Consider the following 12,587-nt stretch of genomic DNA (forward strand, 5'->3'; position numbering starts at 1 on the left):
GAAGGGGGACCGCATGATCACCGAGGACTGGCCCGGCGCCCTCGCCGGCGATCGCCCCCACCGCCTCGTGCCGCTCGTGCTCGGTCACGAGCCGATCGCCGAGTCGATCTCGCTCCGCGGCGGCGACCCGGCCCGCTTCCTCCTCGAGCCGGTCACCGGCGCGGCGATCGACCTCGGCGACTCCTGGATCCTGATCGACGGCGGCTTCCACCTCGACCGCGTCCGCGACCCGGCGCAGCGCGCCGCGCACTACGACTACGAGAGCTACACCGCCGTCGTCCCGCCCGGCGACGCGCTCGCCGAGGGGATCGCCGCGGCCGGCCTGCGCTGGGAGGACCTCGCCCTCGTCGCCCTCTCGCACCTGCACCTCGACCACACCGGCGGGCTGCGCCTCGCTCCCGCCGGCACCCCGGTCGCCCTGCAGCGCCGGGAGTGGGAGTGGCTCGGCGAGGGTCTCGGCCGCCGCGAGACCGTCGTCCCGGCCGACCTGCTCGAGGCCGACGTGCGGGTGCTGCTCCTCGACGGCGACACCGAGCTGGCCCCCGGCGTCGCCGCGCTCGACACCCGCGGGCACACCCCGGGCCACCAGTCGTTCCGGATCGACCTCGCCGACCGCTCGATCGTGCTCGCCTGCGACGCCGCCGACCTGCAGCGCAACCTCGACGAGCGCACCCCCTGCGGCTGGACGGCCCGCCCGTCGGACGCGGACGCCGCGCAGCGCTCGATCGAGCGGCTCGCGGACCTCGCGGCGCAGCACGGAGTCGATGGCCGGCCGGTCGAGGTCTGGCCCGGTCACGACCCCGATCAGCCCGCCTGGCGCGACTTCCTCGGCGTTCGCTGAGACGCTCTTGCACGAGCGCTCCCGCCGTTGTAAATACTTGTGTGTCACCGGCGAAAGGCCCGGTGGCGACCGATATCCAGCGAGTGAGGAGACCATGATGCTTCTGCAGCAGGACCCGTTCCGCGACCTCGACCGCTTCAGCCGGCAGGTCTTCGGCACGGCCGCCCGTCCGACCGTGATGCCCCTGGACGCCTGGCGCGAGGGCGACGACTTCGTCGTCGAGCTCGACCTGCCCGGCGTCCAGCCCGAGCGGATCGACATCGACGTCGAGCGGAACGTGCTGACCGTGCGCGCCGAGCGCGCCGGCCACCTCCCCGAGGGCGCCGACCCCGTCGCCGCCGAGCGGCAGTGGGGCGTCTTCAGCCGCCAGCTCGTCCTCGGCGACTCCCTCGACACCGAGAGCGTGCACGCCGACTACACGGCGGGCGTGCTGACGCTGCGCATCCCCATCGCCGCGAAGGCGAAGCCGCGCCGGATCCGCCTCGCGTCGACCGACGTGGGGGCGAGCGACGTGAGGGTGACCGACGGGGGGCCGGCCGACGCGGGTGCGAGCCCCGATCCCGGCGCGCAGCGCACGATCGACGCCTGACCGGCGCTACTCCGCGGCGCGCCCCGAGTCCTCGATCAGCCGGACCTTCACGTTCACGGCGAGCGGGCCGGTCACCGACGGCTCCGCGTCGAGCAGGCGCCGGAGCCCCTCGCCGACGGCGCGCAGGGTCTCGGGGGCGGGGAGCGCCGCGGTCGCCGCGATGTGCGCGGTGACGGTGGTGAAGCCGTCCGAGCGGTCGATGTCGACGAGCACGTCCGGCTGCCGCAGGGCGAGCTTCACCGCGAGCGCGTCGGCGGCCGCCTCGAGCAGCGGCTGCGCGGGGTAGACCCCGGCGACGCCCTCGGTGTCGCGGATCGCGGCGGTGAGGCGCTGCGAGAGCGCGGTGTCGTCGTGAGCGGTGTCGTCGAGAGCGGTGCCGTCGAGAGCGGTGCCGTCGAGAGTGCTGTCGTCCGTCCCGGTGCTGTCGGCCGCGGTGCTGTCGGTCACGGCTGGTCCTCCCTGCTCGGGTACACGTCGTCGACGGTGACGTCGATCGCGCCGACGACGAGCTCGGTGTGCCGCTCGAGGGCGTAGCGGATCCGCTCGCGCAGGCGGTCCGCGACGGTCGCGACCGGGATCCCGAACTCGAGCGCGAAGGTGACGTCGATGCGGATCACCGCGCCCGGGGTCGCGACGTCGCCGTCGAGCGTGCAGCGGCCCATGATGACGCCGCCCATCGTGTCGCCCGCGCGCCGGATCATCCCGCGCACCGCCGCCTCGGTCAGGGCGAGCCGCAGGGTCGGGTCGGGGTGGCGGATCGGCACGTCGCGCCCGGAGCGCACCTCGGAGCGGATCGCGTCGAGCAGCCCGGCGATCCAGACCTCGTCGCGGTCCGGCTCCGCGTCGGCGCGGCGGCGCAGCGCGCTCGCGGACAGCTCGTTCAGGCGGGTGAGGTTCGCGAGCGCGAGGCGGCAGGCGGCCGAGCCCTCGATGGAGGGGTCGAGCGGGGTGCGCCCGCGGTCGAGGTACTCCCCGAGCTCCTCCAGCGTGTGGCCGTCGAGGTCGTCGTCGGGCACCGCGCCACCGGGCGCGGAGGTCTCGGCAGCGCCGTTCTCGGGCGTGCCGTCCTCGGGCACGGCGTCGTCTGCGTCGATCATCGCCATGCCTCCAGTTCGTGGAGCAGGAAGCGGCGGGCTCGGGCGAGCAGGCCGCGGACCGTCGAGACGGGGAGTTCGAGAGCGTCGGCGATCTCCTGGTAGCTGTAGCCGGCGGTCTCGCGGAGCAGCCAACAGCGTCGCTGATCGGGAGGCAATCGGTCCAGTGCTTCCCAGACGGCGTCCAGCTGGAGCCGCGCCTCGACGATCCGCTCGGGTGAGCTCTCGGCGGGCGCGGGCGGATCCCAGTCGTCGATGTCGTCGTGGCGGCGGCGGACGCGGATCCGGTCGATCGCCTTGTGCGAGACGATCCGCATCAGCCAGTTCCGGATGTGCGCGGGGCTGTCGAGGTCGCCGAGGCGGCGCCAGCCGGTGAGGAACGCCTCCTGCACCACGTCGTCCGACTCCGCCTCGGAGCCCAGCAGCTTCGCGGCGTAGACCCGCATCAGCGCGCCGTGGCGCCGGGCCAGCTGCTCGAAGGCGGCGATGTCGCCGTCCACGGCCCGGGCGGCGAGCGTGGCGTCGGAGGCGCGGAGCAGCGCGTCGTCGTCGGGCCGGACGTCGTCGGGCCGGATGTCGTCGGGCCGGACGTCGTCGGGCCGGGCCTCGTCGGGCAGCGCCTCCGCCACGATCGCCACCTCCCGCCGTTCCGCCGTCGTTGCGCGCCTGCGCGCGTTCTCGGCAGCCGCTGCTCCGAATGCCTACCAGCCTCCTCCGTCGCCGACGAATCCGCTGGCCGGATTGCGAGCACGGCCCGGATCCGTGACGTTTCCGGCCGTCGACCCGTCTGTATCTGTAGAGCACCGAGGCGAAGACCGACCCCCGTCCGCCCCTGATCTCCCAGACCCCGAGAGAAGCCCGACCATGCACACCTCCCCGTCGCCGACAGCGCCCGCCCAGGCACCCAGCGGCTCCTCCTTCACGATGGGCAGCCCGTTCGCCCCGGTGAGCGACTCCTCCGTCGGCGCCGAGCGCCGGTTCGAGGCGGCCGGAGCCGACCCCGCCGAGGCGTCCGCCGTCTACGCCGAGGCCTACGGCGGCGGCTCGTTCCGGGTGCAGCCCGGCGCGCACGCCTTCTCCTTCCGCTACGCCTACCGCGGGAGCGAGCGGGTCACGCTCCGCACCTCCGACTGCGCCGGCGCGCTGACCGGCGAGATCGCGCATCTGCGCGAGTACGTCGTCGGCTGGTTCCGCGCCGGCGGCGGCCAGCTCAACCTGCGGCCTTTCACCCGCACCGGAGCCGCGTCCGCGCCGTTCCTGCTGCCCGCCGAGCGCCAGTTCGGCCTGGCCTACCAGCCGCACCGCCAGAACCTCGTGCACTTCGCGCCCGGCTTCCTCGAGGACGTCGCGACCGAGTCGCACTCCGGCCCGCGCCAGCCCGTCTCCTTCGACCACGAGGCCGACGCCGACCCGGGCGTCCTCGCCCGCTGGCGCACCGCGGTGACCGACGCCACGTCCGCGCTCGCGAGCGCCGCGATCGCCCCGCTCGTCCGCTTCACCGCCGAGCTCAACCTGGCCCGCGCGCTGCTGCTGCTCTTCCCGTGGCGCGCCTGGGACGTCCCCGCCGTCCTGCGCCGCCCCTCCGCCTCGCGCACCCGCGTCGCCCTCGACTTCCTGCAGCACCACGCGCACGAGCCGATCACCCCGGCCGACGCCGCCCGCGCCGCCGGCCTGCACACTCGGACCCTGCAGCAGGCCACCCAGCGCCACCTCGGCGTCTCGCCGTCCGTCTACCTGCGCGACGTCCGACTCGACCGCGCCCGCCACGACCTCGTCGAGGGCGACCCCTGCTCGACGACCGTCGCCGCCGTGGCCCGCGAGTGGGGCTTCGGCAACCTCGGCCGCTTCGCCAGCGCCTACCAGGCCCGCTTCGAGGAGCTGCCGAGCCACACGCTGCGCCGCTGAGCACGCGGCCCACCGCCTCCTCCCCGAGGCTCGCCGACAGCTGCCGCGCAACTCCGCGGGCCTGTGGACGGCGGTGGCCGCAGAGCGCGTCGTCGCTCCGCGCTTCCTGCGCACTGGCTGATCCGGCGGGACGATCCCGCAGCCCCGCACGTCTGATTCATGTGCGACGGATCGTCGTCACCGCGACCGAGTCGCGCATCACCTTCGAACAGGGAGAGCACCATGACCACCGTCACCCCCACCACCGTCGCGAACACGGCCAAGCACGGCACCGAGACCTCGACCGGCAAGAACACGATCGCCGACGGCGTCGTCGAGAAGGTCGCCGGCATCGCCGCCCGCCAGGTCGCCGGCGTCCACGACCTCGGTGGCGGAGCCGCCCGCGCCATCGGCGCCATCCGCAACGCGATCAACGCGCAGGACCGCGGCCAGGGCATCTCCGTCGAGGTCGGCGAGAAGCAGGTCGCCGCCGACATCACCGTCGTCGCCGAGTACCCCGTCGCGCTGCAGAAGCTCGCCGACAGCATCCGCTCCGCCGTCTCCGAGGCCATCTCCTCGGTCGTCGGCATGGAGGTCACCGAGGTCAACGTGACCGTCGCCGACGTCTACATCCCCTCGGACGACAAGGACGAGGACACCGAGAGCCGCGTCAAGTGACTCCGTCCCGCCTCGGCCTGATCCTGGGCGCCGTCCTCGCCGTCACCGGCCTGGTCTTCGGCTTCTGGGCTCTCCTCTGGGTCGCCCTCGCCATGGCCGTCGGCTACGGCGTCGGCCGCGTCGTCGAGGGCAAGCTCGACCTGAGCTCGCTCGCCGACACCCTCCGCGGGCGGCGGTCCTCGTGACCGCGGCGGTGATGGCCGACCAGGCCCGCCACGGCCGCACGACGATCACCTCGCGCGCCGTGCGCAGGGTCGTGTCGGCCGTCACCGCGGAGGCGCTCGACGTCGACGCGTCGGACGTCTCGGTCGAGCTGGACGACGACGGAGGGAAGCTGCACGTCACCGCGCAGGCCCCCCTGCGCATCCGTCCGCTCGGCGAGACGGACCGCCGGTCGTCCGGCACCCTCCTGAGCCGTCTCAGCACGGCCCAGTCCACCATCCGCACCCGCTGCCTCGAGCTGACCGGGTCCACCATCGGGCGCGTCGACCTCCGGATCACCGGGGCCGACCTGCGCGAGCGAAGGAGAGTCTCGTGACGACCCCCGCAGCCTCAGGGAGCCGCTCGACGGGTTCACCGTCGGTGTCCGCTACCTATCGACGGCTCGTCCGGCGCGAGATCACCTCGTCCCGCTCCACCTCGGCGATCGTCCTGGCGGTCCTGCTCGTCCTCGTCTTCGCGTGGCTGGGCACGGAGGCGGTGCTCGCCGCCCTCGGGCAGCCCGCGCTGCTCGTCGCCCCGCAGGACGGAGCGGCCGCGGTGCTCGGCGCCGCGAGCGCTCCCGTCCCGCTGATCGTGGCCGGCGGAGCGGTCGCCGCGCTGATCGGGCTCGTCCTGATCGTCGTGTCCTTCTCCCCGGGTCGTCGCGGCCGCCGCCGCGCCGGCGCCGATCGCACGGCGGCCGTCATCGACGACCGCGTGATCGCGCAGAGCCTCGCCCGCACCGCCGCCTACGCCGGCGACGTCGACCCCGACCAGGTGTCGGTGTCGATCGGCGGACGCACCGCCGGCGTCACCGTCGGCCGCACCTCCGGGCGCAGCCTCGACGTCGACAGCATCCGCGCGGCGGTCGACGCCGAGCTCGCCGGCTACGACATCAGCCCGACGCTCACGGCCCGCGTGCGCCTGTCCGAGAAGGGGACGGTCCGATGACCACCACCAACCGGTTCCTCAACCGCCTCCTCCTGTTCGTCGTGGGCCTCGTGCTCCTGCTCGCCGGCGGTGCCGTCGCAGCGGGGGCGCTGTTCCCCGACATCCAGCAGACGGTCTCGACCGGCGCGGAGGACGCGACGCAGCCCACCAGCGACGCCCTCTCCGGCGGGCAGCCGTGGATCCTCTGGGTCACGGCCGTGGTCGCGCTCGTGCTGATCCTGCTGCTGGTGCGCTTCATCGTGCGCCAGGGCCGGGGACGCACGTCGACCCTGCTGCGCGTCGGCTCGGGCTCCGGCTCGGGCACGCCGACCGGCGGCTCCGTCACCATCGACGCGAAGGTCGCCGAGCAGGTCCTCGAGGAGGCGCTGTCGCACGATCCCTCGATCGTCGCGCTCGACGTCACCGCGTTCGAGGTCAAGCACCGCACCGTCCTGCGCCTCACCGCGCACACCCGCCGCGGCGTCTCGCCGATGCGGACGCGCCGCGCGATCGACGAGGCCGTGAAGAGCTGGGACGCGGTCCTCGGCGAGGAGACCCCCGTGGTGATCCAGATCGTCAGCGGACTGCGCACCAGGATGAGCGGCAGCGCCCGCGTGCAGTAGCGGCGCCCCCGTGCCGCGCCGCCAGTGCCGCGCTGCACTGGCACCGTACGATCCGGCCCTCCCGCTCGGGAGGGCCGGAAGACCACCGAGGAGCACCCCATGACCGACCCCGTCGGAACGAACGACCTCCGCGCCATCGACGGCGCGCACCCGGAGGACGAGTCGATCGAGCGCCTGCTCGCGACCGCCGCCGCGGAGACCACCGCCGGTGTCACCGGCGTCCACCACCTCGGCGGCGCCGCCGCCCGCACCCTCGACCGCGCGACCCGCGCCGTCCTGGGCACCACCACGAGCCCCGGCGTGAGCATCGCCCGCGTCGACGGCGCGCTCGTCCTCGACCTCGACCTGGTGTCGGAGTATCCGCGCCCCGTCCAGGAGGTCATCGACGCCGTCCGCGAGCAGGTCGGCAAGGCCGCCGCGCAGCTGACCCGCGAGCACGTCGTCGTCAACGTCAACGTCACCGACGTGCACGGCCCCTTCGACCCGATCGAGGTGCCGGACTCGGAGCGCGAGGACGGCCCCTCGCTGGTCGAGAAGGCCGGCGACGCGCTCGACTCCGCCCGCGAGAAGAGCGGCGCCGCCCTCGACTCCGCCCGCGAGAAGGGCGCGGCAGCGCTCGACACCGCCCGCGAGCGGACCGCCGACGCGCTCGACGACGCCTCGGACCGCCTCGACGAGGCCGCCGACCGCGCCGCCGCGTCGGACGCCGCCGCGGACTCGCTGTCCGACGAGGTCGCGACGCGGCCGGCTGCGCCCGTGACCGACGCTCCTGTCGCGGAGCGCGCCGGCGACTCCGAGCACGACTCCGAGCACGACTCCGTCGAGACCGTCGTCGTCACCGCCGATGCTCCCGCCGCCGAGTTCGTCGTCCGCGTCGAGGTCGAGCCGGTGGACGCCGACACCTCGGCCGACGCTGCATCGGCCGCCGACACCTCAGCCGACGTCGCCGACGCCGAGCGCCGCAGGTCGGAGTAGGCCGTGCGCACCCGCTCCTACGGCTCGCGCCGGAAGCCGCGCGCGGCCTGGGCCGCCCTCGCGACCGGCGTCGTCGTCAGCGTCCTGATCGTCGTCGGCGTGCTGCTGCCCGTGCTCGGTCTGATCGGCGCGGCCGACGCGACGACCGCGGGCGTCCTCGACGTCCCGGTCGGCGCGATCACCCTCTCGATCGTGATCAGCTACCTGATCGCCCTGGCGTTCCTCGCGCTGGCGTTCGTCTCCCGCAACGCCGCCCTCGCCTGGGTCGCCGCGGTCGCCGCCGTCGTCGCGACCCTCGTCGGCTCGCTCTGGCCGCTGCTCGCCACCGCCTTCGCGAGCGTCGACCAGGCCGGCGACGTCCTCCCCTTCCTCCAGGACCTGATCGCCCGCGTCACCGGCTGACCGACGGGTCCTCCTTCCTCCAGAGGTCCTCGTCGAGCCAGGCCTCTCGCACTCCGACGGACTCCACAGTCACGCGGCCCGTCGCGGGAAAGGCGCGGAGGAGCTCCGCAGCCCGCAACGCCCAATCCCGTTCGGGATGCACCTCCTCGAGAAGGCAGGCCATCACAGCCAGCGTGCTGTAGGTGCCGAACTCCTTCGGGGCGTCCTTCTGAGTGAGATGGGCGAGCAGGGGGACGTCGGCCGGCGAGGGGCGTTTCGGAGCGACGACGAGCTTCCTGTTGAACAGTCGTGCGTGGTGAGCGGCGATGTTGCGGACGTAGTTGACGCTGGCGATCCAGCTCTGCAGCAATCGCTTGGTCGGAACGCCCCATCGGACAGCGATCTCCGTAGCGATGTCGTTCCGCAGCCCGCCGTAGAGCCGTGACACCTGGCCCAGCTCGAGAATCTCGGTGAGGGCCCAGATGGGCATCCGACCGTCGAACGTCGCGCGGAAGTGCCTCACGAACGCCTCGTCGGAGCTGTTGCGTCGGTCCTCTGCTCGCTGGAGCCAGGCCTCATGTCGGCTCGGGAGCCGCTCGCCGCCACCGTCGAAGCGCGGCTCTGTGAAGGACGACACGAAGACGGCCCGGTCCTCATGAGCGAAGGCGGAGAATTCTCCGATCGAGTGGCCCAGCTGCGTGCGGCGAGCGACCTCGATGCGTTCGACTCCTTCGAGGACGAGGAGGCGCAGCTTCCGGTCGAAGTCGATCAAGCCTTCGGCCTGAGCCAGTCGTGTCCCCGCCTCATACCGGTCGAGCACGTGAACGCGGCTTCGACCGTGCTCGTCGTGGAAGGCCGTCGACTCGCGGAACGGGTGCAGATATCCGGTCAGCCGGTAGTACCCGACCTCCTGGAGAAGTTCGGCGGCGTCGCGCCGATCGGCGACCGCAAGGCCTCGCTCGACGAGCCTTCCAACTTGCTCGTCGATCGACAGCCACGGCTTGGTGTACTCCACGGGCCCGCTTCCGGAAGAAGAACGATCAGGGTGGCGGACCTGGGGAAAGGAAAATCGGCCCGAGCCGTGAGGCGAGCGGGCCGATCGTGATGAGTCGAGATTACCCTCACCGGGCCTGATTCGATGAAGTCGGAGGGGCCGATGGCGCGATGCACAGGGTCGCTCCGAGCGATGAGCGCCGGGAGGGACGTCGGACCCCTGCTCGAACCGAACGTCGACGGCCGTAGCGTGGTGGGATGACGAGTACCACCGACGATCTCCGCGCGCAGTACCTGCGCGTCTACGACGAGCAGCTCCGCACCGACGCCGAGACGCCGAGCGCCGTGGCGGTGACTCTCGCCGGGCCGCTCCGGCTGGTCACCTTCGCCGGCGGGCGCGGCTTCGTCACCTACCGCGACCTCGGCGGGGCGGACGAGGCGGCGATCGACGCCCTCGTCGCCGCGGCCCGCGCGCACTTCGACGCCGACCCGGAGATCCGCAAGGTCGAGTGGAAGACCCGCGGCCACGACCGGGCGCACGGTCTGCACGAGGCGCTGCTGCGGCACGGCTTCGTGGCCGAGGAGATCGAGTCGATCATGATCGGCCCGCTCGAGGCGCTGACCCGCGACGCCCCGGTGCCCGACGGCGCGTCCCTGCGCCGCGTCGTCGACGAGCCGGACGTCCGCGCCTTCAGCGCGATGATCGACGCCGCCTTCGGCGAGGACGTCGACACGGACATCGCCGACGCGCTGGTCGCACGGCTGGCCCGCGGCGACGGCATGGAGCTGTGGGTCGCCGAGGTCGACGGCCGCATGGTCGGCGGCGGCCGGCTCGAGCCGGTCGCGGACTCCGACGTCGTCGGCGTCTGGGGCGGCGCCGTCCTCGAGGAGTACCGCGGACGCGGGATCTACCGCGCGCTGACGGCCGCGCGCGCCACCGCCGCGCTCGCGGCGGGCCGCACCCTCGTGCACAGCGACTCGACGGAGTACTCGCGCCCGATCCTCGAGCGCTCGGGCCTCGTGAAGGTCTCGACGACGACCCCGTACCTGTGGCGCCGCCCGTGAGAGGCACGCCCGCCGCCTGCTGATCGAGCAGCCGACGGAGCAGGCGCACCCTTCATGCTGATCGAGTAGCCCGCGGAGCGGGCGTATCGAGATCCGCCGTCCTGGAGACGCCGGGTCTCGATACGCCCCTGCGGGGCTGCTCGACCAGCATGCGAGCGCTCAGCTCGGCGAGCTGATCTCCAGCGCGATGTTGTCGGGGTCGCGGAACTCGAGGATGCTCTGGCCGCCGGCGTCCTTGATCGGCTCGTGCGCGATGCCGAGCTCGTCGAGTGCGGCGGCGGCGGCCTTCAGAGCGTCGAGGTCGGAGACGGCGAAGCTGAGGTGGTCGAGGCCGATGCGGTCCTCGTCGAAGCGGTCGCCCGCGTCGGCGACCGGGCGCAGGCCCAGCAGTCCGCCCGGGAACTGGTAGATCACGCCGCCGAAGAGGAAGGCGAGCTGCTCCTTCTGCTCTTCGGGCGCGTCGGCGGGCGGCGCCTCGAACGCGACGTCGAAGCCGAAGACGGAGTCGTAGAAGGCGCGCGAGACCGCGATGTCGCGGACGGTCAGGCGGATGTGGGCGTAGTCGACAGCGGGGATCGGCACGGAGGTTCCTCTCGGGAGTGCAGGGCGGAGTCGCCCTGCCCTCATGATTCGGAGCGGGCGCCGCACCCGGCGAGGGCTGGCGCCGCGCCCCGGGATCGAGTAGCGCCGCTCGGTCCGGCTCAGGCCGGCCCGCTCAGGACTCAGGCCAGCTCGGTCGGCCGCGCCGGCTCGGCCAGCAGCGCGCGCGCCGCCATCCCGATCACGGCGCTGTAGGTCGGATACGCGAACCGCACGTTGGCGAGGGTCGCGACGTCGACTCCGGCCGCCATCGCGGTCGTCACCGACTGCACGACCTCGATCGCGTTCTCGCCGACGGCGTGCGCCCCGAGCAGCAGCTCGCGGCGGCGGTCGGCGATCAGCGTCAGGAATCCGCCCTCGCGGTCGTCGATCACGGCACGGTCGACGCTCGAGAACGGCACCGAGGCGACGATGCACTGCGGGTCGCGCTCGCGCGCCTGCTCCTGCGTGAAGCCGACGCCCGCGTAGTCCGGGTCGGTGAAGCCGCCGGCCGGCAGCAGGAACTGCGGGGTGCGCCGGTTCGCGCCGAGCACCGCGTTCTCGGCCGCCGCCTCCGCTTCGAACTGCGCCGCCTGCACGAGCATGTCGCGCCCGTTCGCGTCGCCGACCGCGAAGACGTGCGGCACGATCGTGCGGAAGTACTGATCGGCCGGGATCGCCGAGCGGACGACCTCGATGCCGGCGTTCTCCAGCCCCAGGTCCTCGACGTCGGCGGGCCAGCCGGTCGCCATGATCACGGCGTCCATGCCCTCGGTGCGGGAGGCGCCGCCCTCGCGCCAGGTGATGTCGATCGAGCCGTCCTCCGCGCGGTCGAGCCGCTCGACGGTCTCGATGCCCAGGTGCACGCGCACGCCCTGGCGCTCGAAGGCACCGGCGACGTGCTCCGAGATGCTCGCGTCCGAGGTGGTCAGGATGCGCGGCGCGAGGTCGAGCAGCGTCACCTCGGAGCCGAAGGCGTTGAACACCGTGACGAGCTGCGCGCCGGTGTTGCCGCCGCCGATGACCGCGACGCGGCGGGGGAGGGTCGGCAGCGCCAGCACGTCCTCGGGCACGGTGGCCAGCTCGGCGCCCGGGATCGGCAGGCGGCGCGAGTGGCCGCCGACGCAGATCAGGATCGAGCGGGCGCGGACGCGGCGGCCGCTGTCCAGGACGAGGGTGCTCTCGTCGACGAAGCGCGCCCGGCCCTCGTGGATCAGCTCGACGCCCGCCTCCTCGAAGCGCTGCGCCTCGCGCTTGATCGAGCGGACCTTGTCGACCCGCGCGTGCACGTGCCGGACGGTCGCGGCCCAGTCGACGACCGGCGTGCCGACGTCGACGCCGTAGTCGCCGGCCGTGCGGGCCTCGCGGACGATGCGCGCGGTCTTCGCGAGCACGCGGGTGGGCACGCAGCCGGTGTTGACGCAGGTGCCGCCGACGCGGCCGGCCTCGAGCACGACCACCTTCGCGCCGAGCTCGGCGGCGCGGAGGGCGGCGGCGGTGCCGGCCGGGCCCGCGCCGATCACGGCGACGTCGTACACCTGGGGCGCGGTGCCGGAATCGGTGGTGGCGGTGGCGTTCTGGGTGCTGGCGGGCACGGCGGGGCCTCTCGGGTCGGCGCTCGGCGGAGCGGGCGGTGTTCTCGCATCCTGGCGCCCGCGCCCTCGGTTTCTCTGAGCGCCTGCGCAGGCTTGACAGGCGCGTTCAGCGCTCGGTGCTCGCGCCGTCAGGACCGCCGGGCGCGGAGGAGCAGCTCC

Annotated in this window: 17 protein-coding genes; 11 read left to right on the top strand and 6 right to left on the bottom strand. The window is 73.6% G+C overall.

Annotated elements, in window-relative coordinates; translation table 11 throughout:
* The first annotated feature begins 13 nt into the window (after window positions 1-13).
* Together GTU73_RS02175 and GTU73_RS02180 are read left to right on the top strand one after the other, a co-directional pair.
* Complete coding sequence (locus GTU73_RS02175) at window positions 14-841, top strand: N-acyl homoserine lactonase family protein (protein ID WP_160086569.1); 828 nt, start codon at window positions 14-16, stop codon at window positions 839-841.
* A 94-nt stretch (window positions 842-935) separates the two neighbouring features.
* Entirely contained in the window at window positions 936-1,430 is a 495-nt protein-coding gene (locus tag GTU73_RS02180) for an Hsp20/alpha crystallin family protein (RefSeq protein WP_347877747.1), read from the top strand.
* 6 nt (window positions 1,431-1,436) lie between these two features.
* Here the strand turns inward: GTU73_RS02180 and GTU73_RS02185 are convergent, their stop codons facing one another.
* Genes GTU73_RS02185 through GTU73_RS02195 form a run of 3 tightly spaced genes read right to left on the bottom strand, consistent with a single transcriptional unit; the run spans window position 1,437 to window position 3,153 of the window.
* A complete protein-coding gene (locus GTU73_RS02185; protein ID WP_160086571.1) occupies window positions 1,437-1,877 on the bottom strand; it encodes a hypothetical protein in 441 nt (146 codons plus the stop codon).
* Window positions 1,874-2,527, bottom strand: a complete 654-nt coding sequence (locus tag GTU73_RS02190; protein WP_160086573.1) for an Asp23/Gls24 family envelope stress response protein — start codon at window positions 2,525-2,527, stop codon at window positions 1,874-1,876. Before GTU73_RS02190 ends, GTU73_RS02185 begins: the two co-directional genes overlap by 4 nt.
* The gene (locus tag GTU73_RS02195; RefSeq protein WP_347877748.1) at window positions 2,524-3,153 is read right to left on the bottom strand and encodes an RNA polymerase sigma factor; all 630 of its coding nucleotides are present in this window, start codon (window positions 3,151-3,153) and stop codon (window positions 2,524-2,526) included. The genes GTU73_RS02190 and GTU73_RS02195 overlap by 4 nt, the downstream gene beginning before the upstream one ends.
* A gap of 235 nt (window positions 3,154-3,388) precedes the next feature.
* Between GTU73_RS02195 and GTU73_RS02200 the strand changes: the two genes are divergently transcribed.
* The 8 genes from GTU73_RS02200 to GTU73_RS02235 all read left to right on the top strand — a co-directional run bounded on the left by GTU73_RS02200 (window position 3,389) and on the right by GTU73_RS02235 (window position 8,217).
* Window positions 3,389-4,429, top strand: a complete 1,041-nt coding sequence (locus GTU73_RS02200) for a helix-turn-helix domain-containing protein (RefSeq protein WP_160086576.1) — start codon at window positions 3,389-3,391, stop codon at window positions 4,427-4,429.
* A gap of 222 nt (window positions 4,430-4,651) precedes the next feature.
* The gene (locus tag GTU73_RS02205) at window positions 4,652-5,086 is read left to right on the top strand and encodes an Asp23/Gls24 family envelope stress response protein (protein ID WP_160086578.1); all 435 of its coding nucleotides are present in this window, start codon (window positions 4,652-4,654) and stop codon (window positions 5,084-5,086) included.
* Window positions 5,083-5,271 carry a hypothetical protein gene (locus GTU73_RS02210; RefSeq protein ID WP_160086580.1) on the top strand — a complete coding sequence of 63 codons (189 nt, stop codon included), beginning with the start codon at window positions 5,083-5,085 and terminating at the stop codon, window positions 5,269-5,271. The genes GTU73_RS02205 and GTU73_RS02210 overlap by 4 nt, the downstream gene beginning before the upstream one ends.
* A complete protein-coding gene (locus GTU73_RS02215; RefSeq protein WP_244231740.1) occupies window positions 5,268-5,624 on the top strand; it encodes a hypothetical protein in 357 nt (118 codons plus the stop codon). Before GTU73_RS02210 ends, GTU73_RS02215 begins: the two co-directional genes overlap by 4 nt.
* Entirely contained in the window at window positions 5,621-6,238 is a 618-nt protein-coding gene (locus tag GTU73_RS02220) for a DUF6286 domain-containing protein (RefSeq protein ID WP_244231741.1), read from the top strand. The genes GTU73_RS02215 and GTU73_RS02220 overlap by 4 nt, the downstream gene beginning before the upstream one ends.
* Complete coding sequence (locus GTU73_RS02225) at window positions 6,235-6,840, top strand: hypothetical protein (RefSeq protein ID WP_160086582.1); 606 nt, start codon at window positions 6,235-6,237, stop codon at window positions 6,838-6,840. Before GTU73_RS02220 ends, GTU73_RS02225 begins: the two co-directional genes overlap by 4 nt.
* A 99-nt stretch (window positions 6,841-6,939) precedes the next feature.
* On the top strand, window positions 6,940-7,815 hold the full coding sequence (locus GTU73_RS02230) for an Asp23/Gls24 family envelope stress response protein (protein WP_160086584.1): 876 nt from the start codon (window positions 6,940-6,942) through the stop codon (window positions 7,813-7,815).
* 3 nt (window positions 7,816-7,818) lie between these two features.
* Window positions 7,819-8,217 carry a hypothetical protein gene (locus GTU73_RS02235; protein ID WP_160086586.1) on the top strand — a complete coding sequence of 133 codons (399 nt, stop codon included), beginning with the start codon at window positions 7,819-7,821 and terminating at the stop codon, window positions 8,215-8,217.
* Here the strand turns inward: GTU73_RS02235 and GTU73_RS02240 are convergent.
* Window positions 8,207-9,211 (bottom strand): Abi family protein, encoded by a 1,005-nt coding sequence (locus GTU73_RS02240; protein ID WP_160086588.1) that lies wholly within the window; start codon window positions 9,209-9,211, stop codon window positions 8,207-8,209. The genes GTU73_RS02235 and GTU73_RS02240 overlap by 11 nt on opposite strands.
* Window positions 9,212-9,447: 236 nt before the next feature.
* On the opposite strand from GTU73_RS02240, the gene GTU73_RS02245 reads away from it, so the two are divergent.
* Window positions 9,448-10,254 (top strand): GNAT family N-acetyltransferase, encoded by an 807-nt coding sequence (locus GTU73_RS02245; protein WP_160086590.1) that lies wholly within the window; start codon window positions 9,448-9,450, stop codon window positions 10,252-10,254.
* 159 nt (window positions 10,255-10,413) lie between these two features.
* Here the strand turns inward: GTU73_RS02245 and GTU73_RS02250 are convergent, their stop codons facing one another.
* Both GTU73_RS02250 and GTU73_RS02255 read right to left on the bottom strand, forming a co-directional pair.
* The gene (locus GTU73_RS02250) at window positions 10,414-10,836 is read right to left on the bottom strand and encodes a VOC family protein (RefSeq protein ID WP_160086592.1); all 423 of its coding nucleotides are present in this window, start codon (window positions 10,834-10,836) and stop codon (window positions 10,414-10,416) included.
* Between the two features lie 140 nt (window positions 10,837-10,976).
* Window positions 10,977-12,428, bottom strand: coding sequence for an NAD(P)/FAD-dependent oxidoreductase (locus GTU73_RS02255; protein WP_160086594.1), 1,452 nt, complete (start codon window positions 12,426-12,428; stop codon window positions 10,977-10,979).
* Between the last annotated feature and the right edge of the window lie 159 nt (window positions 12,429-12,587).

Origin of the sequence: Rathayibacter sp. VKM Ac-2804, from assembly GCF_009866655.1 — a bacterium.
GTDB lineage: Bacteria > Actinomycetota > Actinomycetes > Actinomycetales > Microbacteriaceae > Rathayibacter.